This window comes from Telluria sp. ZB4P37, from assembly GCF_059685855.1.
Genome location: NZ_JCASID010000005.1, coordinates 76,755 through 101,393, shown reverse-complemented (window position 1 = coordinate 101,393; position 24,639 = coordinate 76,755). Strand labels below are relative to the sequence as shown.

General features: G+C 57.0%; 16 protein-coding genes and 2 pseudogenes. 7 read left to right on the top strand and 11 right to left on the bottom strand.

Translation table 11 applies throughout. The features are described 5' to 3' along the window. Positions 1 to 11: 11 nt before the first annotated feature. From AC56K1_RS11075 to AC56K1_RS11060, 4 genes and pseudogenes are all read right to left on the bottom strand, one after another. Positions 12 to 1,141, bottom strand: a pseudogene (locus AC56K1_RS11075) (IS3 family transposase); the annotation flags it as partial. Between the two features lie 27 nt (positions 1,142 to 1,168). After that, on the bottom strand, positions 1,169 to 1,750 hold the full coding sequence (locus AC56K1_RS11070) for a hypothetical protein (protein WP_497157892.1): 582 nt from the start codon (positions 1,748 to 1,750) through the stop codon (positions 1,169 to 1,171). A gap of 297 nt (positions 1,751 to 2,047) precedes the next feature. Continuing rightward, positions 2,048 to 2,338, bottom strand: coding sequence for an AcrVA2 family anti-CRISPR protein (locus tag AC56K1_RS11065; RefSeq protein WP_497157891.1), 291 nt, complete (start codon positions 2,336 to 2,338; stop codon positions 2,048 to 2,050). A 56-nt stretch (positions 2,339 to 2,394) separates the two neighbouring features. Continuing rightward, positions 2,395 to 2,952 (bottom strand): annotated as a pseudogene (locus AC56K1_RS11060) (AcrVA2 family anti-CRISPR protein); the annotation flags it as partial. Between the two features lie 436 nt (positions 2,953 to 3,388). On the opposite strand from AC56K1_RS11060, the gene AC56K1_RS11055 reads away from it, so the two are divergent. The 5 genes from AC56K1_RS11055 to AC56K1_RS11035 all read left to right on the top strand — a co-directional run bounded on the left by AC56K1_RS11055 (position 3,389) and on the right by AC56K1_RS11035 (position 11,094). Then, positions 3,389 to 6,142 carry a type VI secretion system Vgr family protein gene (locus tag AC56K1_RS11055; protein WP_497157890.1) on the top strand — a complete coding sequence of 918 codons (2,754 nt, stop codon included), beginning with the start codon at positions 3,389 to 3,391 and terminating at the stop codon, positions 6,140 to 6,142. A gap of 27 nt (positions 6,143 to 6,169) precedes the next feature. Then, positions 6,170 to 8,212: a phospholipase D-like domain-containing protein gene (locus AC56K1_RS11050; RefSeq protein WP_497157889.1), complete on the top strand. Its 2,043-nt coding sequence runs from the start codon at positions 6,170 to 6,172 to the stop codon at positions 8,210 to 8,212. 57 nt (positions 8,213 to 8,269) lie between these two features. Further along, on the top strand, positions 8,270 to 9,838 hold the full coding sequence (locus tag AC56K1_RS11045; protein WP_497157888.1) for a tetratricopeptide repeat protein: 1,569 nt from the start codon (positions 8,270 to 8,272) through the stop codon (positions 9,836 to 9,838). Positions 9,839 to 9,942: 104 nt separating this feature from the next. Further along, positions 9,943 to 10,197, top strand: coding sequence for a PAAR domain-containing protein (locus tag AC56K1_RS11040; RefSeq protein WP_497158058.1), 255 nt, complete (start codon positions 9,943 to 9,945; stop codon positions 10,195 to 10,197). A 564-nt stretch (positions 10,198 to 10,761) separates the two neighbouring features. Continuing rightward, positions 10,762 to 11,094 (top strand): hypothetical protein, encoded by a 333-nt coding sequence (locus AC56K1_RS11035; RefSeq protein ID WP_497157887.1) that lies wholly within the window; start codon positions 10,762 to 10,764, stop codon positions 11,092 to 11,094. Between the two features lie 248 nt (positions 11,095 to 11,342). On the opposite strand, the gene AC56K1_RS11030 is transcribed toward AC56K1_RS11035, so the two are convergent. Genes AC56K1_RS11030 through AC56K1_RS11015 form a run of 4 tightly spaced genes read right to left on the bottom strand, consistent with a single transcriptional unit; the run spans position 11,343 to position 18,100 of the window. Beyond that, positions 11,343 to 12,617, bottom strand: a complete 1,275-nt coding sequence (locus AC56K1_RS11030) for a Wadjet anti-phage system protein JetD domain-containing protein (protein WP_497157886.1) — start codon at positions 12,615 to 12,617, stop codon at positions 11,343 to 11,345. A 2-nt stretch (positions 12,618 to 12,619) separates the two neighbouring features. Then, positions 12,620 to 16,036, bottom strand: coding sequence for an SbcC/MukB-like Walker B domain-containing protein (locus tag AC56K1_RS11025; RefSeq protein WP_497157885.1), 3,417 nt, complete (start codon positions 16,034 to 16,036; stop codon positions 12,620 to 12,622). Further along, on the bottom strand, positions 16,033 to 16,683 hold the full coding sequence (locus AC56K1_RS11020; RefSeq protein WP_497157884.1) for a DUF4194 domain-containing protein: 651 nt from the start codon (positions 16,681 to 16,683) through the stop codon (positions 16,033 to 16,035). Before AC56K1_RS11020 ends, AC56K1_RS11025 begins: the two co-directional genes overlap by 4 nt. Next, complete coding sequence (locus AC56K1_RS11015; RefSeq protein ID WP_497157883.1) at positions 16,673 to 18,100, bottom strand: Wadjet anti-phage system protein JetA family protein; 1,428 nt, start codon at positions 18,098 to 18,100, stop codon at positions 16,673 to 16,675. The genes AC56K1_RS11020 and AC56K1_RS11015 overlap by 11 nt, the downstream gene beginning before the upstream one ends. A gap of 48 nt (positions 18,101 to 18,148) precedes the next feature. Here AC56K1_RS11015 and AC56K1_RS11010 point away from each other — a divergent pair, with 48 nt between their 5' ends. Both AC56K1_RS11010 and AC56K1_RS11005 read left to right on the top strand, forming a co-directional pair. Continuing rightward, positions 18,149 to 19,018 carry a BrxR family transcriptional regulator gene (locus tag AC56K1_RS11010; protein ID WP_497157882.1) on the top strand — a complete coding sequence of 290 codons (870 nt, stop codon included), beginning with the start codon at positions 18,149 to 18,151 and terminating at the stop codon, positions 19,016 to 19,018. A gap of 252 nt (positions 19,019 to 19,270) precedes the next feature. Continuing rightward, positions 19,271 to 20,245, top strand: coding sequence for a phospholipase D family protein (locus AC56K1_RS11005; protein ID WP_497157881.1), 975 nt, complete (start codon positions 19,271 to 19,273; stop codon positions 20,243 to 20,245). 362 nt (positions 20,246 to 20,607) lie between these two features. On the opposite strand, the gene AC56K1_RS11000 is transcribed toward AC56K1_RS11005, so the two are convergent. The 3 genes from AC56K1_RS11000 to AC56K1_RS10990 all read right to left on the bottom strand — a co-directional run bounded on the left by AC56K1_RS11000 (position 20,608) and on the right by AC56K1_RS10990 (position 24,629). Further along, positions 20,608 to 21,474 carry a hypothetical protein gene (locus tag AC56K1_RS11000; protein ID WP_497157880.1) on the bottom strand — a complete coding sequence of 289 codons (867 nt, stop codon included), beginning with the start codon at positions 21,472 to 21,474 and terminating at the stop codon, positions 20,608 to 20,610. After that, positions 21,471 to 23,120 (bottom strand): AAA family ATPase, encoded by a 1,650-nt coding sequence (locus tag AC56K1_RS10995; RefSeq protein ID WP_497157879.1) that lies wholly within the window; start codon positions 23,118 to 23,120, stop codon positions 21,471 to 21,473. The genes AC56K1_RS11000 and AC56K1_RS10995 overlap by 4 nt, the downstream gene beginning before the upstream one ends. A gap of 273 nt (positions 23,121 to 23,393) precedes the next feature. Continuing rightward, the gene (locus AC56K1_RS10990) at positions 23,394 to 24,629 is read right to left on the bottom strand and encodes a type II secretion system F family protein (protein ID WP_497157878.1); all 1,236 of its coding nucleotides are present in this window, start codon (positions 24,627 to 24,629) and stop codon (positions 23,394 to 23,396) included. Positions 24,630 to 24,639: the final 10 nt, after the last annotated feature.

Here is a 24,639-nt window from a genome sequence, read left to right as displayed (position 1 = left end):
CGCATTTCAAATTTTTCAAACTGTACCGGGCTGATGTAGCCGATAGTGGAATGACGCCGGCGTGGATTGTAGAACCTTTCGATGTAGTCGAACATGTCAGCACGTAGATCATCCCTGGTCCGGTAGTGCTTTTTACTCAGGCGCTCGGTCTTGAGCGTCGAGAAGAAGCTTTCCATTGCAGCGTTGTCCCAGCAGTTACCGCGACGGCTCATGCTGCAAACGATGCCGTGCGATTCGAGCAAGCGCTGGAAGTCTTCGCTGGTGTATTGCGAGCCTTGATCCGAATGATTCAATACCGCCCGAGGCCGGCCGCGGCGGAAGATGGCCATCAGCAAGGCGTCCATTACGAGTTGCGCTGTCATGGTCGGTTGCATCGACCAGCCCACCACACGTCGCGAGTACACGTCGAGGACGACAGCGACAAATAGCCAGCCCTCGCCAGTCCATACGTAAGTGAAGTCAGCAGCCCATTTCTGGTTCGGTCCTGTCGCTTTAAATTGCCGGTCCAGCAGGTTCGGCGCAATAGCGTGGACTGGCGAATCGAACTGCCCTGGTGCACGACGACGCTTGTGCCGGGCCTTAATGCCTACTGCTTTCATCAGCCGCGCCACGCGGTTCTCGCTGCAAGCGTAACCAGCATCGATGAGGTCTCGCACTACGCGCGGTGAACCGTATGTGCCATCGCTGGCTTCGTGGCTGTGCTTGATCGCTTTGAGGAGCCGGGCATTCTCACGTTCATGCGCGCTCACTGGCCGGCCGAACCAGTCGTAAAATCCACTGCTCGATACGCCGAGCAGACGACACATCGTTCGCGTGGGCCAAATGGTTCGATACTTGGCGATGAAGCCGTACTTCACTTGAGGTCGGCTGCGAAGTAGCCGAGCGCCTTTTGTAAGATGTCGCGCTCCGTCTTGACCTTTGCCAGCTCGCGCCGAATACGCTCGTACTCCTGGCTGGACACCTTCTCTTGCCCACCCGTGACCTCTGCGTCCACGTTGGCGTCCCTGCACCAACGCCCCAGCAAATTAGCGCCGATACCGAGATCGCGAGCAATCGCTGCCTTGCTTGCGCTAGGCTGGCCTACCAGCTTGACGGCCTCGCGCTTGAACTCTTCCGAAAACAACCGTCTTTCACGTGCCATGTAATACCTCCGATAGGGACATCATACCTATCGAAAGTGTCCGTCCTGATGGGGGAATGCCAATGTGATGTCAAGAATTTCCATGCTCGGAAAAGTGAGCCAGGCATGCAGGTTTACCTTTGGAGAACTCAAATCCAAGCCATTTTTCACTAGGGAAGCGAGCTCATTTTCGCTCATTTCAAATCGTATGGTGCCTGGTGACGTTTCAATTGCACCAAAGGTTAGGGTCAATGATGTCTCGAAATACCGTTCAAGCAGATGCTTCACTTCCATGTTGGCCCGCCAGCATTGAACCGCCAAGTCGGTAACTTGCAGCTTATTTTGATGCAGGTATTTGGCTAAAAGCCCACCTGCGCCTTGGAGGCGAGCAAGATCGGCTAAATAGAGGAAGTCCAAACGCTGTACATCGGCCACTACTATCCCTAGCTTACGTGCACGCTTCTGGGCCGCATCGAACGCACTTCGGTACTTCTCAAGAGGGGTTAGGGCGTCGGCCTCGCGCGTACCTTGCGGCGCTATCCCAGCCAGAGCGGGAGAATCATCTAGCGTGGCCGTCTCTTCCGGCTTGTCGATACCTAATGCTTGGCGTATGCGGTTGATAATTTTCATAGTTGTCCATTTTTGCTAGTCGAAGCAAACGCCTTTTGCTCAGCGGAATGTTAAACCGGGTCGTGCAGCCTTAGGTCGGGGCCGGGCTTTTCGACCCATAAGCCACCTAGAGTGCTCAACATTTGGAGTAGTTACAAATTTACGTTAGCTACGTTGTCCGCCGCGAACGCAGCTTCTTACTGTAAACGATCAGAAAATAACGCGGCTGATCAAATATACGGAGATAGCTCAAAACAGTTCAAAACGCAATGTCGGGCACGCCCTACGTTCCCATACACAGCGTCAGTGACGGTGCGGTTACGCCAAACTAACCATAGCGGCGCCGGCCCGATACGATTTCGGTGCCGGCACCTCGCCCTGCAGCTGCTCCGCGTGAATCAAGGCCGGCGCGACGAAGATGAGTTTACGCTGCTGGCTGCCTACCCCGAAGGGCTGCATACGAAAATGCCCACGGCGCCAATGCGGCGCCACGCCGCCTCCCGTCGCACCTTCCAAATCCCCGGGCGGCAATAACTCGGGGCCGACCAGAATGCCGTTGTAGAGGGAGCCTGATCTCTGCAACAGTTTGGCGCGCTTGCGCTCCCCCATGCCAGCGGCACGGCGCAGCGCAGCGCCTCGTCGTATTCGCTGTGCGGTGTCACACGTGCCTGCTTCAAGGCCATGTAGAGGAACAGACGTACCACGTAGCTGACCGCGGCGTGCATCGATGAATGGAGCTCGCTCGGGTCCGCTGCCGTGAAGCCGCCGAGGACCTCCGCCAACCACTCGCCGACCGTGATGTCCCCCCGATCCGTTTCGCCGAGCAGCGAGATATGGCCAGCGTAGCGGTCTTGGCGCTTGCCGATGAAGACGAGTTCCAGCGTCCAGCATTTCTCCTCTGGCTCGTCAAACATGCCGTGCCGGGTCAAGAAACAGAATGCTCCGTCGAAGACGTGATCGGGCGATTGCGGAACCGGCACTTTCAGATATTGCATAGCCGCTTCGCCGAAGCGCAGGTACTGGGCCCGGTAAGGCGGCGCGACCATGCTCATTGGGAGACTGAGATCCACGTCCGAGTTCGCCAGCAGCGTTTCCAGCGCGGGCGTCGCCTCGATGACTGTCCCCTCGCTCAAATGGTACTTGAGGTTCGTGCTGACCTGGAACGCGAGCCGTTGGCGATCCTCGGCGCTTATTTGCCCCGCCACCGACGACCGGGGATGCATGCATTCCAGCTGCCGGAGGATTTCCTGCCTGATTTGCCAGCACAGCGTGCCGGGATCCTGCCAGAGGGGCCAGAGTCCGGTGTTCCCGAGTGCACCCGTCCAAGCGTCGAGCGCGCCCTGCGCCCGGAACTGTACCGGATAGGGCCGGCCAAAAAACCGCGTCATGGGGCTGCACACCAGCGCTGCCCCAATATTGGCGAACCCGTTCATCGGCGCTGCCTGTCGGCCAGCCGTGCTAGCGGCACGCGCTGGCCCCTGTCGTTTCAAGTTTTTCGGCATTGCCAGTCTCCCTCAAGATAACCGTCAGAAAAACTTTAGACATAGCGCAGGGAAACGTATTGATTCGGAGCAAGCTCTTTTTGTCAGCATGCAGGTAACGTGTCAGCTGACTATTGTTCAAATGCACTAAGGCCACGCGGCCATCGGGAGGCAGTCAATGGGCGAAAGCCAAGGTATTGCGGCCGGTGCCGCGCGGTCGGCGTTCAGCGGCGCATCTCAACACAACCGCCTCATGCGGCTTGACTTTCCGTTGAAGGATGGGCCGCCCGCGATCCTTCTGCCGAACAAGCTGGTCGCTCATGAGGATGTCTCACGCGGTTTCCGCTTTAACGTCGAGGTGCTGTCGGACGACCCGCGCATCCCGCTAAAAATAGTGATGGGCCGGATGGTGACGATCTCCCTGGTTCGGGAAGACGGGTCACTGCGCTACTTTAACGGCTACATCACCGAGTTCCGTTTCCTGCGCAGCGATGGCGGCTTCGCCTTTTACCAGATGGTGCTCGAACCCTGGCTGGCATTCGCTCGCCTGCGCAAGGACAACAGGTCGTTTCACAATAGAAGCGTGCGCGAGATCACCGAGGAAACCCTGAAGCACTACGGGAAGGCCGACTGGCACGTGTATCCAATCGACGACTCGAAGCTGACCCTCGCCAACCAGTACAACGAGACCGACTACAACCACCTGCACCGGCGTTGGGAAGCGCTTGGCCTGTACTACTGGTACGAACACAGATTCGACGGCCACAAGCTCATGATCTCGGATAACAGCCTCCTGGCCGAGCCGATCGACGAGGAAGCATACGTGATCTCGTACCACGACAAGGGCGGCTCGCGAGAGGACGACGGGATTCACGAGTGGACAGCAATCCGGCGACTCGGTTCAGGCAAAACTACGCTGGCGACATTCGACTACAAGAATCCTAGGGCGCAACTCGTTGAAGCCGCTTCAGTCAACCAGCAAGGCGACTTCTTACCCTACGAAGTCTACGAGGACACCGGCGCCTATGGCTTTCGCTTGCACACCGACGGCGCACAGCTGGCGGCGCGGCGCATGGACGAAGCGGACAAGGACACGCAGTATTTCGAGGCGGCCGGCAACGAGAGGTGTGTGCTGCCTGGCCGCACGTTCAAGCTCGGCGGCCACTTCAGCGCCGAGCCGCGCTCGCGCGAATACGACCCCGAGCCACGCGGCAGTATCGAGAACCGCTACTACCTGATCCTGTCGGCCGACCATGAGGTATCTAACAACTATCAGGCAGGCCCCGGCGCACCTTCGCATTACGAAAACCGCTTTACGTGCATCCGCCAGGACATCCGCTGGCGCCCCGGCCGCAACTTCAACAGTGATCCTGCTATCTATACGGGGCTGCATACGGCCATCGTCGTCGGCCCGGCCGGCGCCGAGATCCATACGGACGGCTACGGGCGCGTCAAGCTGCAGCCTCACTGGGACCGGCTGGGTACTTATGACGAGAAGAGCTCACCCTGGATCCGGGTGATGACGCCGGCTGCCGGCAGCGAATTCGGGCAGATTCGCTTGCCGCGCGTCGGTGAGGAAGTGGCCGTCGTCTACCCGAACGGGAATATCGACCATCCGCTCATACTCGGGGCGCTCTACAATCAAAAGCACATGCCGCCGTGGTCTCTGCCGGAGCAGCAGTCGCTCGCCGGCCTACGCAGCCGGGAACTGGGTGGCGGGGCGCGCGGAAATCACCTCGTCCTTGACGATACCAAGGAAATGATCCAGGCGCAGCTGAAAAGCGACCACCAGTGCAGTCAGCTGTCGCTCGGCCACATCACGCGCATCGAGGACAACGCCGGCCGCAAGGATGCGCGCGGGGAAGGCTGGGAACTGCGCACCGATGGCCATGGCGTGGCACGCGCTGCCAAAGGCCTGTTGATCACTACCGAGGCACGGCAGTCCGCACGTGGACCGATCAAGGACATGGGCGAAACGGCAAAACGGCTTGATGCCGCGCACAAGCTACACGACGACCAAGCGACAGCCGCACTGCAGGGCCTGGCGCAGGAAAGTGGACAGCAGCACGACGTCGCCGATGTGCTGAAGGCACAAAACGGGGGGGTGCGCGGCACCGGTGGACAATTTCCCGAGCTTTCCGGACCCCACCTAGTCCTAGCGAGCCCGGCCGGGATCGAGACGACGTCAGCACAATCGACCCACATCGCCAGCGCCGAGCACACGGCACTGACGGCTGGCCGCAACCTCTCGATCGCAACAGGCGAAAGCTTGTTCGCGAGCATCAAGCAAACCTTCCGCCTGTTCGTCCACAAGGCCGGCATGAAGCTGATCGCGGCGTCAGGCAAGATTACCGTGCAGGCACATGACGACGACATTCAGATCATCGCCAACAAGGTCCTGTCCCTGATCAGCCAAACCGACTGGATCGACCTGAAGGGGAAAAAAGGCGTGCGGCTGCATGGCCCCGGATGCATGGTCGAAATCACCGATCGGATGCAGGTCTTCGCGCCCAAACCGGCGCTATTTCACGGCAACCTGGAGACCCTCGCTCCCCAGAATCGGCCGCAGCCATCGACGGAGCACAAGATCACCATCGCGGAGCCGAAGACGCCGGAAGATCCGAAGCAGTTGCTTTTCATGCTGCAAACCCATCCTGAAAGCGGTCGCCCGTTTGCGAACGTCCCTTACACCCTCCTTAAGAATGGCAGCCAGGTCGACGAGGGCATCACCGACGACCTTGGCCGTATCGCCATTGAGCATACGAGTGGGACACCGGGGTACACAGTCGAGCTGGCGAACGGCGAAAAGTTCGATCTCAAGGCTTGGGAGAAGTTTGATCCGAAGGACAAAACCTTGCACAGCGAGCAGGCGCTGTCGAACCAGGGCGCGCGTGCGCTCGATGGCTCGGCAGACGGTCGCACTTATTCCTGAATTGGCAGTCAACTGGCCAAGGACCTCATGAGCTCCGAGAAATATCTGCGAACCGAAAAGGTTCACATCGACGAAGTCAGCTGCAAAGCGACAAGCACCATTCAATGGTTTGCGGAAGACAAGAACAAAAAAGGAAACGCTACCCATCCCATCACCCACAACAACAAGCTCAGCGTTCTGATATGCGGAAAAGATGGCTTCGCGGCCATCGCCAAGGACATAGCGGAAGCAAAGGAAAGCATTGATCTGGTGTGCTGGGGCTTTGATCCAGGGATGGAATTAGTACGCAATGGGTACAACTGGCCGCGGGCGGAGACATACGGCGATCTATTAATTGCGGCAGGCAAGCGGGGCGTACGAGTCCGCCTACTAGTTTGGCATAGCATCAGCGGCGGTAAGATTCAAAAGCACATGCCCGGCCACACTCATGGAAAGAGTCCTTGGCGCATTCAGCAAGGCGATTTGGAAGTCCAGCAAATCAATGCCAAGCGCAGCTTGGAACTGATACGCGAGCATGCCCGAGACAATCGCCATAAAAAGGAATGGAACATGCCGGGAGACAAACTTGCGGCTATGGCGAGGGAGGAGTATTGCTGCAGCTGGTACAAAGCGGCGTTCGCGGGGCGACTGCAGGGCATCAGCATCCGCACGCGTGACGGCGATTCCGGCAGCATCGACGATTCGCTTGGCCAGGAGACGAGAAAGCCCGATGCCCTCGAGCGCAAGCTGCTGATATATGGCGGCACCCATCATCAAAAGCCAATCCTTATCGACTTCGCTTATGACGGCGGCAAGAAAGCGGTCGGTTACGTCATGGGCCTGAATTCCCTGACCGACTACTGGGACACTCCCGAACATTGCGTCGAGAATCCGCTGCGTGAACAAGGCGCTGCGAAGACGAAGCAGGAGCATGCACAAGGCGTCGACGGCTTTTTCGATTTCGAGACCTTGAAGCCCTACCGCGACTACGCCTGCCGGATCGAAGGCGGCCGGGCACTCATACCGCTGCACGAGAATTTCGAGGGGGGATGGGAACGTGCGGGTGGCGCTGCGTCGGCAAAGCCATACGTGTGCACTACGCCGCCCTCCGCCTTGCTGCGCAAGGCCGCAGGCGGTGACTCGACGGTGCAAATTGTCAGAACCCAGCCCGAAGAGGACGACTTCACGATCAAGGACATCTATTTCAACGCGACCCGCGTTGCTGCTGGTGGGACGGGCTACCTGTACATGGAAAATCAGTATTTTCAGTACCAAGACTGGGCTGAGCACTTGCTGGCGATCCGAAAAAAGGTGATTGCTGGCTGGAACCGAGGTTGCGCAAAAATCGGCAGGACCGCCGAGGACTTGCCGGTAATGCACGTCTTCGTCGTCATCCCGGCCCCCGAAAGAGCGGAGATGGTTCCGCGCACCTACGACGCCCTTGCAACGCTGGGTCAACAAGGCCGCATGACCGGGCAGATCAAGATGATCGAGGAAGCGAATGAAAAGGAGAAGGCAAGGACTCAGGGTACAGCGTCAAAGCAGGGGTTCTTCAAGGACGCCGCAGACCGGGTGGCAAGCCTGCCGCAAGCGTTAACGGACGTTATCCCAACTGCAAACAAGATCAATAAGCCTTCCGATCTGATTCTTAAGGAGACATACGGGCTGCGGGTGTGCGTGGCTGTGCTCAATGCCTGCGAGTTCAACCAGGTGCGGCGCCAGTGGCGCTACCGCGAGATTTATATCCATTCCAAGTTGCTGCTGGTCGACGACGGGTTCTTCACGCTCGGGAGCGCCAACCTGAACCAGCGCAGCATGGTGGTGGACAGCGAGATCAATCTTGCGACGAACGATCGGCGCCATGCAACCGACCTGCGCAAACGAATCTGGTCGCAGCTCGCGACCGAAAAGAATAACGGAGGAAACGCTACGCCGCAGGAAATCGAGAAAACCTTCAAAGATTGGGTAAAGCTCATGAATCGAAACAAGGACAGGCAGAAGGCACCGCCCACCAATCCGGCCGACAAACAGATGGAGGGCTTCATCGTCCCCTTGGACGATGGGCGAAGCTCGACCGTACGAGTAGCTTGAATCATGCCTACTCGTGCCGCTTGTTCTTGGCGTCGCCGCACTGCGGCAACCTTACTGATGACGCTCACTCTTTTGGTGGCCTGTAAAATGGATAAGACTTCCGATAAGGTTCTTCCGCACTTGCAACCCCTGACGCCGTTCGATCCGCACATTGCATCATTCGAATGCCAGACCGAAGCGAGCAAGGTGCCGCCGGTCGATGCCCAAGCCGATGACTGGTTCCTGGAGGCGCGCGCTCTGGAAGATGGGTCCACCTTCGTCGACGACCGCGATTACAAGAAGATCGTCAAGCTGACCCGCCAGGCCGCCGAGCGACATCACTGGAAGGCGATGCTCAACCTAGCAAGTTTGTACGTGGAAGGACGTGATCCGTTAAATGGGGAGGAGGCAGCGCTGCGACTAGTGTCGCAGGCCGTGGAACTAGGCATCCCGGCCGCCTATGACCGGATGGGCACTTATTATCTCAACGGTACGGGCGTGAACGCGAATGCCGACCGCGCCTATGCCTTTTTCCAGAAGGCGGCCCAGATGGGCAACCCGCAGGCAATGGCCTTCCTCGGCGAGAAGATGGACGCGGGTGGAGACGACCTCAAGCCTGGCTACTGGGGCAACATCCCGATTGCAATCAAGATGTTCGAATGCGCGCTGGCCCAGGGTTATGGCCCGGCCGCGGTGGAAATGGAACCCATGTATGCGGTCCCCAGGGGGGCGGACGGAATGCCACTCGGAGAAAGAACTCCCGATACCCTCAACCGCGTGATGCGGGCCGTGCACGAGGGCGTGAAGGGCGGCTGCGAGTACTGCGCAAACAACTTGGCGAGTGAGTTCGACCGGCCAAGCAATCTGGAAACCATGTTCGTGCCTTTCATCGATAAAGCACGCGGCCAACGTTACGATATGCTTGGCGATGCACTCAGCTTCAACCCCGACCGCCGGTTCCCCAACCTCGACAAGATCCTGCCCTTGCCACCGGCCCCGCTGCCGCCCTGGGATGGTAAACGCGAAAGCCTGCTCGCGGCGGCGATGGCCGTCGTGCCGGCGCCGACTGCCCCGGCGCCAACAGAAGCCTCGCTCAGGAAGGGGCGCTACTTCCTCGACAGCGCCTATGCGTTCCGGCCTGTAGCAGAAACGACGGATGCGCTTCAGGCGCCCTTTGCCAGCTATTGGCAGCCGACGGCTCCGCACGAAGCGGCCGAGGTGCGCGCCTTCCTGGCCGGCATTGCGCCCGGTCTCTACGGCAAGGGCGAGGCGTTCGAACAGCCTCGCTACCCGAGCGCCACGGGATTGAAAGCCATTGCCGGCATCGTCTGGCAGCGTGTACTCACTGCGCGCAACGACGGCGGCATTGTCGCGCCGCGCACAGCGCTCAGGCTGTCGCGCCAAGTGGCACGACTGGAACCGCAGGTGAGCTGTGACGGGAACAAGGAGTGCCGCATTACGGGCACCTGGCAGCCATGGCTTGCGCCGGGGCACCCGCTGGAGCAGGAAGTGAATCAAGCGTGGCGGCAGCGCTGGCTGACCGCCGGCCAGCCCTTTCCCGACCCGAAGCGCGACTGGATGCTGCCTCTGGACGGTGCGGAATTGAAGTGGCACCTGCTGGAGGCGGAAACGCCAATGGAGAAATAACTCACTCTACCCATGTCGAAATGTCGCGCTCGCGCAACTCCTTTGCTCTGGTCAGGGTACCGCAGCAGGCCAGCTCATCAATTAGTATGGCGAGGTAATTGAAAATGAAGCACGAGGGGCGTGGTGTAATTCGATTGAATGATAAGACGGACCACGGTGGCCAAGTTATTTCCGTTTCGTCCGGCACTGTTGTGATGGGTACTGAAGCAGCGCTTGCCGACGATGTCACCTTCTGTCCCAAGTGCAAAGGGAAGTTTGCGATCAAGCCGGACGGTGCTGGCGCAAAACACAAGGGCCGGCCGTATGCCTATAACAACGATTTCACCGCATGCGGTGCAAAGCTTATTTCCTCGATATGACGGCCCCGACCGGTCGCCTTTGTATCAAATATCGTTGTTGCCGCTGATGCAGCATGGATAAGACTAGCACAGCGGAAACGGTAATAAGTCGGGTTATCACAGGAAGATGCCGGTCTGAGCCGCTATTTCGGCGACGTTAAGTCGACAAAATCCAGCTCGTTCTCATTTACAATGCTCGAGTTGTTTAAAGAAAGCAGTTTAGATCGGCTGAGACTTACTGACCGCGGCCTGAACTAAATACAGGGCGCACACCGCCAAGGATCTGTTTAATCGACGAAACCAGCTTGGCGTGGGCGCTTCTGAATTGCCGGGCCAACAGCGAATACATATGTTCTTCAAAGGGAAAGCAGGCAACAGGTCGTCGGCGAAAACGGAGGTCCGACAGCGCTTCATTGGGACCGGCCGGGGGGCCGCTTGCAGTCGTTCAGGGTTGTTATCTCATCTTGGCAATTCGACGCGCATCCGATGTTGGAGGGGCGGCGTGGAGGACGTGTCGGTCTCAGTCTGGTGGGCACGACGCGCCTCGCGTCGTGCTCTGGGGTGACCGTAAGCGCCGAGATCAAGGTGAAAGATGATCCCGACACACCTCGTGCGTTGTTACGTCAGTGGAAAAACCTTTCGCCCTCCATCGAAGGATATGGAGCGGTCTCGATCGAAGGCGACGCGTTGCCCTATTTAGACCTGACTCTGTACGGTCACCCAGACTTTGTCGATGGGGTATGGCGAGCGTTCGTCGCGGGCTTTTCCACCCCAGGAGGCAACGTCGTGCTTGACCTGACCGTAGGCCACCCGGATGAGATCACACCTGATTTCTGGAGAATCCAATGGCAGACCGAAACCATGCAAGTCCACGAGTGGAAAGTAAGGGCCGGTGCGACCAGAATGCCACCGCAATGAGAACGGCGATTGCAAGTTTGTACTCCTAGGTGGCTATCCAGGAACCCGTAGACGGAGGGGAAACTGGAACCGCCAATGCACATGCATGCCGGACCGATGCGGGCCACGGGTCAAGGCGCGTCAGTGCCGACGCTAGACTCCCAACCAAGCCGACAGCAGTAGAGTGCTCGACGTCCGCAGCGTGCGTTACATTGCCCCGATTACGTCCAGAACCTGGTTGTTCGGCGCAGCCATAACGAAATGTCCCGTCACGGAATTCCTCTCGGTGCTGTTGGTAAGGTCACTGGTAAAGATTCTTGTTCAATTGCGGAACGGTGATCCTTGATCGACGTTTCCTCAACTGTCCAGTTGCGGCGAGCGCAAATTGCTGCGATGGAAGCAATCTCTGCGTCCGATAGGCGCTTCCGACTGACGATGGGAGCAATGTCCATCAGATGAAGGCCCAAGATACGCCCGCACTGATTGCATTCCTCGGCCAGCTTGTTCGCGACGCGAAAACCGCCGGCGTCGACATCGCCCCAATGCCATACAGCGGATCCTTCAGGAAGCACTGCGAGTGCCATGCGGTAGATCCGGCGCCACGACGGGCTGGGCATGCCACCCGTGTACATCAGGAGGATGGGGCCGGCAGACTGTGCGCCGCGTTGCAGATATTCCGCGGCCTCATGGAATGTGGTGAGGTTCTCCACCGTCAGCAGAGTCATTGCTTGGCGGGGAAGGTCCATGGCAACGATCGCATGCGGTGGAAACCCCAGGTAAGGAGCGACGATGTCGACGGCGGCATCGACCAGCCGGACGACGACGCGATTGTCTTTTCCAGGGCTCACCGCCATCAGCAGCGTGGGCGGGAATTTCATCAGCCCCATCTCCTGGAAGAACTCCTCCTCCTCGCGGGGCGTGCCTGTGATGGCGCCCTGCGTCAGTACGTCAATGAGCGGCGCGAGTGCCGTGATGCGCTTGCTGTCCCCAAATAGTGCGACGCTGAGCCTTCTTATTGGGGTATCGGACCGCTTGTCATCCGGCGTCGTGCGGCAGGCGTCGACCACGCATATCGCATCGAGCCAGCTGCGGATCGCCTGTTCGCCAGGCCTAGTCGATCGAACTGGCGCGCCCTTGCGCCATGTCTCCAGCACGCTTGACAGCACCGGATGGCTTTGCAGGTGGGGCGCGAACGCGATCGCGGCCGCACTGGTTGCATCCCATCTTGGGGTCACCTGTAGTACCTTCGCTAGGATAGCGCCATCGAGGAGCCGGATGAGTTCAATACGTTCAAAACTGCCGGCGCGGGAATCCCACACGATGCAAATGGCACCGTCTCGCTCGGCCAGCCTCAAGGACGCGTTGCAAGTCGTCTTCTCCGCATGCGTGGAGATGTCTAGGTAATCGGGAAACGATGATTGATTAAACTGCAGTTGGATAACCCGCGAGGCCACTAGCGCATCGCCACTTGTCGCGGATTTTCCTGCAGCGTTTTCAGCGTAGCGCAATAGCTTCTGCAGCGCTTTTTTTGCGATAAGGTCCATACCTAGACTATCGACAGCTGCTGCATTTTCTGTTCGACCAGGTGCGGATGCATCTCGGGAATATCACTTTGCAGCAGCTTCCTTGCCGCCTCCTTAATCTGGACATGCGAGAAGTACGCATCGGCGCCATTGTCTGGACGGAACACGTCGTAGTAGCTATCAAGCACAGGAATCAGTTTGCCCACATCGGTGTCCGGACCGGCCAAGATCAGCTGCAGGCCGAGCGACTTCAAGAACTCGGCCGTCACAAATGAATTCTGGGCATCCATGCCGTAAAACGCTTCATCGAGCAGCATCAGTCCGGCACCGCGGTGAAGAGTGCCGGGCTTGATGCGATATGCCGAAGCGAGCGCGGCGCCGGCGATGACGTAAAACGGGACCCGGTGTTCGCCATTGGAGGCAACCCCCATCCGCTTGCTCAATTTATCGACCACCACCCCATTGACCATAATTTTCAGGTCAAAATTGAACAGCAGGCGGTAATCCTCCAGCGGGTTGTTGCCCTTGTCGTCACCGCTTTCGCACGCCTCCAGCAGCGCGACCAACTTACCTTGCGCCCCATCATTGCCGGCCGCATCGAGAAACGACGGCTGGCCAGCATCCGCGTCGCTCACGATCATGTCGTAAAGGTCGCTGTGCGTCGGCGAGATTTCATGGGAGAAACGGTAGCGCTCTCCGCCGGTGAATTCAGGGCATTTATCCAGAATGCGGTTCAGATCGCGCACCTCCTGCTGCACCCGGTGGATCGCTTCACGCATTTTGAATTTGACGTCCGCTTTAAACGCCTGCTCCGCGGCAGACCGCGCTTGCGCCGCATCGCCTTCATACTCTGCAAGGGTAGAGCCTACAAGACGCTGAGTGTGCGTAGAAACCCATGCGGCTGCAAGGCGCCAATCCGAACGCTCTTCATCAAGCGCAATTGCCTGCTCGTTGATATAGGCGATGAAATCGGCGCGCACTAGCGATTCGTCAGCGTTGATGCGCCGCTCCGCCTGAAGCGCTTTTGCTGCAAGATGCTCCATTGCCACCGCCACCCCCAACTGCGCGCTCCTTGATTGGCACTCGTTGTACAGCGCAGATGCCGCTTCCGAGTCGTAGTCCTGATCTGCTTGGGCATGCTGGCATTTCGCGGACAGATCAGCAAACTGCTTTTTGGCCGCATCCAGATCAATCGTCTTCAGCCGGCTTGCCTCAATGTTCGTTGCCAGCAGCGTCGCCAGGCTAAGAACGGCTTGGTCTGCGGTTTGCCTGGCCAGGTTTGCGGCATTGAGCTTTTCAGTTAGTAACTGCGCGTTTTCTGACACCGCCATTTCGCCAGCAGCGGACAGCGCAATGAGCGCTGCATTCATCTCGCCTAGTGCTGTGTTGTAATCTTCAAGGGTGCCGCTGCCAATAGCGCTATGCAGCTCTTCCAAGGCGGCCTTAGTCCGATTACGAGCAGTTTTCGCTTCGTTCCATGCACGCTCCGCTTTTCGCACTTCATTTTCCAGTGCGGCGCGCTCGTCATTCGATATCTGCACGCCGAGCGACCACAGTTTCGGCTCGACCAGACGTAAACGGGTGGTGCCACCATTAGCGCTAAGCATGCCGTCCTCTGTCATGGAGCGTGGATATTTTTCCAGCTCCTGTTCGCTTTGCACCTGACGCAGCGACCCCAACATGCGCCGCAAAAACGCCAGCGCGACCGGATGGTCGCCGCTGATCAGTGCCGCTACCGAAGTTGCTTCATAAGTCCGGTGCAAATCGTCCTGCAGGTGGCGCGGCTGCACTACCGTCACGCCAAAGAGCGGGTTGCGCGATGCCCGTAGCAGCTTGACCGCTTCCTGCTCCCGCCCGGGATCGACGACCAATGCATAACGATTGCGGGCCAGGAAGGACTCAATGACTCCTTGCCACCGCACGTCCTTGACCCGCACCAGGCTGGCGACCGTCGTGCAATCAATGCCTCGGGAACGAAACATTGACATCGCTTCGCCGGCACTGTCCTCGAGGTCCAGGCGCATTCCCTTGGCACTTGCCTTAAGCCGCTCCTCGGCCGACTCGAACGCACGCTTGGCTTCGTCCATTGCGTTGCGCGCCGCCTCATCAAATTTCGCTAGCACGGGCCGGATCGTGGTCAATTCACGCACGGCATTGCCAATTAATGGAGCATTGGCGATTGGACCCTTGGCCGCTTCTCCATCGAGCTGCTCGACGGACTCCCGCAACGCTGACGATTCCATATGGTTGCGCAGCTCCAGCTCAGTGGCGACAGCGCTCATAGCGGCTCTGATTTTATTTTCGATCTTGAGCAGTGCGCGCTTGCTGCTCTCGGCCGCTTGCCGGTTCAGGCTTTCAATCTGCCCGGCCTGGGTGGAGCGCTGGATGTCAGGGTCAGCTGCCTGCTGTCGTATCAGCTCTTCGACGATATTTTTTTTTGCTTCGGCATCATTTTTCAACCTCAAAAGCTCAACCTGGCCGATGCGGATTTCTTCGCCGAGCGTCTCCAGCAGTGCGCCCAAGGTTGAGACATTCGTATCCGCCGCCTCTGTTTGCAGCCACAGCCTGACGGCGGCAGCGATCGCCCTTTGCTGGTGGAACTGTCGAAGCGATTCAAATCGTTTCCCGATGCCCTGCAGCCTGGCGATCTGGTTTTTGATTTCATCGATCTTGCGCCCGAGCAGACGCATGGTCTTGATATGTGCCAGCGTGCCTTGTTTGTCGATGGGGGTAGATTCCACTAGGTATTTGCGCAGGAACACCCCGACACCGTCCACTTGCTTGAGATTAATGCTGTGCTTGAGCGCGCGCAGGAACTGGTTGCGATCCATATGGCGCTCTGGATCCTGGATGTTGTGCAGCAGCTCAGAGAGATACGCTTCGGGCTTGGTCGTGATGGTGGGGGTCAGCCCTGCTGCCCGGGCCTTGCCGCGAATGAGGGCCTCAAATTGCGGCCAATCCATCGGAGCCCGGCCTTCCGCACCCCGGCTTTCCAGATGATCGTCCTGCTCCAGTTCAACGCCCGGCAACACATACAGTCCCAACACCTTGTGCTCTTTGTCGATGGATGTGGAGTGAATGCATACGCCAGCACTGACCGTATCTTCGGGACGCTCGCCCTTGAAAACGAGCGTGATATAGGAAAGCGCTTCCTCGCGTTTGCGGGTGACGAAAGATTGTTTATGGTCAGCGCCGTCACCTGATCGCATCGCCCCAAGCGCGTAGTCGCGTAGCAGCCGCTTGTCTTTCTGGACCGATTGCGCGTTGAAATGCGTGTGGTTCGAATTCGCCCCAACCAGTGCAATCTGAATCGCATCGATCAGCGTTGTCTTGCCGGCGCCGTTTGCGCCAATAATACCGGTAGCATTCCGTTCAAAATCAAAAGATTCGACATCCCAGAATGAAAACTGGATGACGTGGAGCTTTTTGAGTTTTTTCATTTTCCGGCTTCATCCTGTATAGTGGTGGTTTCTGCTGGCTCGCTGCCCACCAAACTGGCCTTCAGGCTGGCGCCAAAGCGGTCGATGGCTTGCTCGCTGAAGATGTCGGCGATTGCCGGCAGGATCGAGATCGCAAAGGGTTGCCCATCCCCATCGCCCAGGCCCTCGGAATTTTCCATGGCCAGGCCTCTTGACTTGGCAACTTTCAGCAATGCCCTGAGATCGCCGCTGCCTTTGGTAAAGTCCTGCTTGGTCAGTTCTTTGAAGACGGTTTCGAATTCTTCGATTCCGACAATCGCCTCATGCAGTCCATTGAGGTCGCCCACGCTACCCCGCATGTGATACAGCTTGCGCAGAGTGAGCAGGAACCGCGTTTCATGGATGTCCATCGCGGCCAGCTTAGTGACCTCCTGGCGCGCGAAACAATAGTCCTGCTCATCCTTAAATATTAGGGTTAATCCCATCAGGTCCGCGGCCTCGGTAAACTCTTTGCGGTGGCTGCTGATAATCCGATACGAGACCGCTTGGCGGGGGAAGCGGGCATACAGGCACTGGCCAACCACCAATTGGTACAAGGCCTGCTTGAAGTCATCGACAACGTAGGTTCCATCCGACGATTCGGCACAATCATTCCAGTTACGGGGCATTATTTTCTTTTCGGGAAACGCTGAAATTGGGGGTGGTGAACAAGGCGGTGTCCGCTTTGGCCTGGTCGTTGGGCGCGAGCCTGGCCTCAAAACCCAGACGTTGCATCAGCGGGTTCCTGCCGCGCAGGGAGGTGCGCTCCGCTTGTGCGGCAATACGCATCAGGGCCAGATACGACACAGCATCGCGCACCGCGGTAACCGGGATGTCTTGAGCATTCAAGCACTGGCCAGGGGCCACCACCGATTCGACGAAACGTTTGGCCGCGGCCGGCGACATATCACGGCTTGCGATCATGGCCCGCCTTAGTTCGTGCATCGCTTTTTGCTGCAGCGTCAGTTCATGCTTGACCATCGCGACGCGCTTGGGCCTGGCAGGGGCCGGACGCGGCAACTGCAGGCGGCCTTCCGAGACCACCTGGGCTGGCGCGTATAGCCGCCCTTGCACCTCAAGCCCCGCCTTTTCCGTTCTTGCGATCGCGTTCATGGTATCGTCGATAATGGACTCAAGCCGGTCCGACGCCTTGAGCCGATAGTTGATGAATGCAAGAGCGCGCTGGGTGGCCGCTTCCATGACGCGATCCATGCGCTCAAGGAACGATTCGACGTCCAACAGGCGCCGAAACCGCTCCGCATCCCGGTCGAGCGCCAGCTCCGCCTCGGCCAGACTCAAGCCAGAAGCCTCCATGTACCCCGCCAGAATCTTCGCGCGCAGCATCTCATTGGTTGTGACCTCCGTGACCAAATGGATGATTTCAAACCTCAGCGACAATGGATGGTTTTCGGTGCGCAACTGCTTGAAGTCACGCACATACAGCTCGCCAATGTGTTCCGTAAAAAACCGCTTAATGAAGCCAGGCGTTGTACTTTCCTGAATCAGATCCTTCATCAAGTCCCGCGCCCGCAGTGTGGTCGCGTTTAAAGAATTGATCATGCGCGAGCACACCTGCGCCGCCGATGCAAATCCCGCGGCCTGACCCTGTGGATCCTTCTGGACACTCTGCAATTGACTATAGACCAGCTGGATACTCCCACCGATATGCTGCGGACCTTCGGTGGCAAACTGCTGCAGCGACTCGAAGAACCGCATCACCGCTGGGCGCATGCTTACGAAGATGCGCAGACCCACCTTTTCTTTGATCAGCCAGCCGGTCTCGGCCAGACGGGCCACTAGTTCAGCTGCCCTGATGGCAATCGGGGTGGCGACGACCTCCTCGCCGTCGTCCCAATCGTGATCGAGAAGGAACCGTTCGACTTCTTTCGTCACTTGATCGTGCAAATAGCCGTCTGGAAACGGCGGCACGCAATCCGGGCCGAAGAAGCGCGCCGACAGCCGAACCAACAAGTCCCAAGTCCGCCGATTGTTGCGGCCAGTCAACGGACTGAAGATGCTAGCGGGCAGACGATCGAACAGGTTCATATGAAATTATCCTAAAGTATAAATTATCATACAGTATAATTACGGAAAATGAACAAATTGAAATCAGATCAACAGCCCCCTAGCTCGCCGGAGGATGGAAGCTCCTCGCGTCTAGTGGACCTTGAACAGCTAATATTGTGGGAAGGAGAACTTACGAACGAGCGTATTCGGGAGCTGCTCGGGGTAAAACTCGTGTATGCCAGCCGTCTTATTTCAGGCCTTATGAAGTTGCTGGCTGGTCGTGCGGGGCGTGCGTCTGCACATGCACCTCTTAAAATGGCGTACGTCTCACCAGATGATCAAACGCGCAGCTCACCGGACGCATATTTGCATATCCTAAATTGGATGCCGGGGTCCCCACTCACCTTCGGGTTAGGCGTAGTCGATGCGCGGCTAGATCTCTCCCTCATCTCGCCAGCCATTTTTTCTGCCATTTTTCAGTCCATCAAGCGCCAACACGGTCTGCGTATTAGCTATAAGTCGATGACACATCCGCTTGGAACAGAGCGGCTTGTGTTCCCACATGCATTGGTCAGAGCTCCGCGCCGCTGGCACATGAGGGCTTGGTGCACAGAACGCTCAGAATTCTTGGACTTTACATTGGGTCGAATCTCTGCAGCGATGCCCGATAGCACTCCTTGTCAGGGGAATGGTAGAACTCGAGACCAAGACCTGGCATGGATGAATGTTATCGATTTGTTGATTGCTCCTCATCCCGCTTTAAACGAGGATCAGAGGAAAATGATTGCGAGTGAATTTTTCCCTGGCGCGGCATCGTTAAGGTTGAAGGTGAAAGAGTGTCTTGCGCCGTACATTGTCCAAGATTTGCGCCTTGCTACAGATTTGGGGAAACACGTGCCCCCGGAATATCAATTGGCGTTGCTTAACGGGGCGGTACTGAAGTTACAATTTAGCTGATGCCGACACCGCCGCGTTTGAAGCGAAAAATTGGAAAATATTCGACCAGTTACGTGGTGCCCAGTTATACACATACCGCCGGCTGAGGCTCGGGCAAACTGTTACATGCAACTGAGCAGTCGCGCCGTCCCGACCTGACTTACACTAACCGGCCTCCATGAAAGCCCGGGCGGTTCACAGCACGGACGCCCATCAGTTCAGCGTCCTGCTACTCTTTGCGACGTGTTAGATCACATCTAATTAGGGGAACCAATGAAACTCATTAGCGGAGCATCGATTCGAAAGTCCCTCCAGCAGATAACTCCAACGCATGTCGCTGTCGCGTACACCGGAATTGATTGGTCTACCTATATTAACCAGCACACGCTGCAGGAGATCATCCTATCACCTACTCTAGGAACAAATCCTCACGCTGTGATTCAAATCGTGAAAAGGCTCAAATGGGAGAATGTTCATTTTCTCGATCACTTACACTCAAAGATATATTTAGGTGCCGAACGGGCTGCAGTTGGTAGCTTTAACTTGAGCGCCAACGGAATGAGTGAACAAGGTCTGGAGGAGGTAGGAGTAGTGATACAAGACCAGCAAATATTGCTGGAGTTACGCGCACTGTTTGACCGCTACAAGAAGGCAGCAACCGAGTCTTACCCTACTACAGCGGCGAAAAAAGCTCGCCTCGCGCAACTTCGTGAGGTGTGGGACCGGGGTATCGCTACGAAAGTAATCCGAAATGATAGCCGCGTAAACGATTTAGTGACCTATCAGCCGACTGCGGCCGACGAGATTTATATAAGTTGTGCTTGGGGCAATCTGACGTACAACGAGGAGGTCGTTTCGCTCTCCACAATTGAAGACTCGCTGTCGTTTCTCGAAGAGGACAATGTTCAACCGGACCGATGGATACTCTATTGGTACGCTAATAAGGATGGCTATCCCCACCGTACACGCGCCCCGCAGTGGATGCACATCGATGAAATCGTTCAGGACGGTGCGATCGATAGGCAATATACAAAATTAGCCAACAAACGCACAGATCGGATGACTCCGCATCCTCCATTCGAGCTAACTAATGAAGTTGCCAATGCACTGCGAGCGGTACTTAAATCCGGGCTTTTCCCTGAATTCCTAGGACACCGCGAACGCTGGTCATTGAATAATACGCTTTCCCGGCTGCCCGATTTCTTAGATGCATTACGGGCTGAGGTAAAAGTGCTTCGAGGAGCCTGATCAGAAGATCTGCTGAACGCAGCGGGCGTCCAAACGACGATGATTGCTTGAAACGGGGTCATTTCTAACGGTTGTTTCAAAGCTGATTAATAGCTCTCCTTAACCGTGCCTTCGTCACGGTTTTCCAAGCGAAATGCATTGAAATAGAAGATCGATTAACTCGTCTCAGGTAGCCGTTGTCGCCGTTTTTGCACCGTGAGCGCCGAGCTAAATCTGCCTTAAAACGAAAGCACCTTACAAACTCTCGCTTGCTCTTAGCAACAACTTCGTACACTGAGCTATTCCGAGGATTCGCAACGGCCAGAATCGGACGTACGCGTGCGGAAACGCATAGGTCATCGTAAACGGAACCTGGGGCATGCTTAAAATAGAGGGCCATCTTCCTGCCGTCCGGGCATTGTCATTCTGGTATAGAGCCAATTCGTGACGGGGGCTTCAAGGAGACCTGTAATGAACACCGATTCCCAGTTATTCCTGCTCTCGTAACTCTCGTCCAACATATCTCGCTCTTCCAGGAGGGAGTCTCGAAGCTGAGCAAGCGACCCCGGATTTATCTTAAGCTCCCGAACAATGAGACTGGGTTTTCGGCAAAGCTTCGCCCACCTGGTCGTTAGCCAATTCTTAATCCCTGATCGTTCGACAATTTTTTGAACGTGAAAACTAATCGCGGCGTACTCGGGGTGTGTCGCTGGCACCTGCAACTTGAGGGCGACCAGAGGCACAGGTCCAAGCGCAGAGAAGTCTGCGCCGATTAGTCTTTCCGAAAGACAATCGTCAAAGTAGGGATGAAGAATTCGCTGATTAGCGAGTAGCCCCGTTAATGTCTCTTTGCGCTTGATATTGCACTTGCACGCAGGCACCAGGTTTCTGCTGAAGATTGCGAACGCCGCGTAGGTGTTCTTGGGTAATAGATGGTCTAGCGTTCCGCTATGAAACGATCCGCACATCGGACAGGGCTTGTGCTCCGTTTCCTCCCGCATCCTAGTAATGTATGCCAAGTCTTTGTTAGGAGACTTGTAGTGGCTTCGGAGGTATCCAGCAATGTTAACCGCGAGCGGCACTGCCGCGATATTGAATATATTTCCGCCAGCGGCGACATACTGTTGGTAAGCTGCCTGAACGGTCGCCACAAAAGGTGACAGTTTAGGATGGCTAGCTACATCTGCGTTGGCTGCCAAGGCTGCGAACGCGACGGCGTCATCGTAGATTGGCAATGGGATTTTATTCATTTCGATACTCGCGCTTCCAAGACCTCGCGTAGTGCCCCCAATACCTCGATAGACAACTCGTCTTTGTATTGGCTATACAGTTCCTCCCAGCTCGTAAATCGACTAAGGAGTCGCTTCTCAACCCGTTCCGCCAGGCGTGACGGTTCGTCTTCCCCAAAAACGAAGTAAGAGATAGCGCCCACATCGGCACCGAATGTTTGCAGCCGCGGCTGTTCGGCCAAGACTGCGCCGTCTTGGTCGACGCGCAGTACCGTCACCTGAGCAGGGAAAACTTCTCGTACAAAGTAAACCGAGTGGGTTGCGATGATCGCAGCAGAACCAGTCAGCTCCAGTAGGTTGTCAAGCAGCAGTACCAATTGACTGATGAAGTTCGGATGCAAGTGTGTTTCAGGCTCATCCAATAAAAGTAGGGAGCCGTTTTCGATATGCAGACTGGCCTGTGCAGCGAATCGCAGGAACGAGATTTCCCCGCTACTCAAAGGGTAACCTTTTCCATCGAGAAGCCGAACCGGATCCTTACGCCGATCGACAAGTCCGAAGTTCTCGAGTGAGGTTCGTTCTCCACCCGAACGCAACGCATGCAGTGGCATGTAATGCCCATGAATATCCGGTAGATGAATTTCCTCCCACCGATGTATGGCCTCGATCGCCTTCAGGAAAATATCCCAACGCGACATATTCCGTATATGCTCTTCTGTTCGCGCCACTTGGACGATGGATCCAGCTACACCGTCGCCCAGAGTCAACCGTTCAGATCGGTTTAGCGAAAAACGTTTGTACCAAATCCGTGGACGTCGCCGGCGGTCAGTGGGAAAGACTGACTTCGCTTCATTCGTTGGTGCAAAAGCCAACAAACGATTGATCAGCGGCCTGTCTTGGGTGTCCATGTCAGTCAACGACGGATCGCCGGTCAGGGCGGCTGTCGTGATGCGCCCTAAGGTCTGACTTTTTCCGACACCATTCTTTCCGATGACTATGGCAATACGTTTTGGCAGAGTATCTTGGTGGTCAAAACGAAACTGGAGGTCATGGTCAGTTTCCCGTCCAGGTAGCCTGAAGGTGATTCCGAGCGACCTTGACAATCTTCCTGATTCCTCTTGCTCTAATCCGCGCAGGATGGGGCCGGCATTGTGGAATGCAAAAAATGATTCTGACGTGCGCACGAAGGACTTCAAAAATACCTGGGATTGAATTGCCGAGTCAAGCCAGTTTGCGTTCGACGGTAGCTCTCTTAGCACAACGAGATCACGTATCGCACGTAACACGCGAACTGCGCGGGCAGGACCGTAAACATTTACGATATCCCGGTAGGACTTCATCGACGGAAGCATTGTGAAGAACGGGAGCAATTCGGTCGGGGCGATGGTTAGTTCGCTTGTCGACGCCAGCCACTGATTGATGCGGTCGACATCAGCTGGCTCTTCAGAGGCACTGGTTAAGAACCCGACGTGGGCTACTCCACCCCAGTGTGTACCGCCAATGTTAACGTAGACGTTTACTTTGGTTCGATACCCAAAATCATTCCAGCGATCCTCGCTAGGCACGATCAGTATATGATTCTCTGGAACAGGCGTGCTAGCCGCTCTCGGGGCGCCGAACATTACCTGTAGCAAGCTATCGGATACGCCTTGCTTCTTTTCTACCACTTGGCATTCCTAATTTGATTGTTTTGAATGTGTGAGCGCAGTGTCGAGAAACGTGCCAACAGTTTCCTTTAATCAAGGCGAATGAGCCAGACGAAAATTGGAACTGCTCGAGCAATTGTCGGTTCAGCCAAGAATTTCCATGGAGAGAGGTGCTAAGCAGTAGCTCTACGTCAGTTAGAGGTAGAGCTACTGCGAACTACGTGAGAACACTGCGAATTCAGTGCGAAGTTTTCTGAGACACTGCGAAGTATTCTGAGAACCTACAGTTGGGGCCTAGACCACCGAACCGAGCTTGAAGATCGGCATATACATTGCTATCACCAGGCCGCCGATGAGCACCCCCAGGATCACCATGATCAGCGGCTCCATCAAGGACGACAGCCCCGCCACCGCCTCGTCGACTTCCTCTTCGTAGAAGTCCGCGACCTTGCCCAGCATGGCGTCGAGCGAGCCGGATTCCTCGCCGATCTGCACCATCTGGATGACCATGTTCGGGAACACGTTCACGTTCTGCATCGACAGCGTCAGGCTGGTGCCGGTGCTGACTTCGTTCTGGATCTTGCGGGTCGCTTCCAGGTAGACCGCGTTGCCCGAGGCGCCGCCGACCGAGTCGAGCGCCTCCACCAGCGGCACGCCGGCGGCGAACATGGTCGACAGGGTGCGGGTCCAGCGGGCGATGGTGGCCTTGCGGATCACGACGCCGAAGATCGGCAGGCGAAGCAGGATGCGGTCCATCGCCTGCTGCATCTTGAGCGAGCGCTGCCAGGCCTGGAAGAAGAAGTACAGGCCGCCGAAGATCGAGCCGAAGATCAGGTACCACCAGGTGACGAAGAATTCCGAGATCGCCATCACGATCAGGGTCGGGGCGGGCAGGTCGGCGCCGAAGGTCTTGAACACTTCCTTGAAGGCCGGGACCACCCAGATCATGATCACCGCCGTGACGACAAAAGCGATCGCGATGATCGAGACCGGGTACATCAATGCCGACTTGATCTTGGCCTTGATGGCCAGCGTCTTTTCCTTGTAGATCGCCAGGCGGGTGAGCAGGTCTTCCAGGATACCGGCCTGTTCGCCGGCGCCCACCAGGTTGCAGAACAGCGGGTCGAAATACAGCGGGTATTTGCGGAAGGCGTTGTTCAGGCTGGTGCCAGTCTCGACGTCGTTGCGCAGGTCCATGATCAACTTGGACATCGACGGATTGCCGTGGCCCTTGCCGACGATGTCGAAGGCCTGCAGCAGCGGCACGCCGGCCTTCATCATGGTCGCGAGCTGGCGCGTGAACAGGGTCAGGTCCTTGTCGGTGATCTTCTTGCCGCTGCGGTAGGCCTTTTTCTTGACCTTGGTGACCAGGATGCCCTGGCGGCGCAGCGTGACGTTGACGATCGCCTCGCCGCCGGCACGCAGTTCGCCGCGCACGGTCTTGCCGGTCTTGTCCTTGCCTTCCCAGGCGTAGACAGATTCCTTGACCTGCGCGCCGCCGCGGCTCCGGGTTGGTAGGGAGGTTGCCATAGTAATTCGC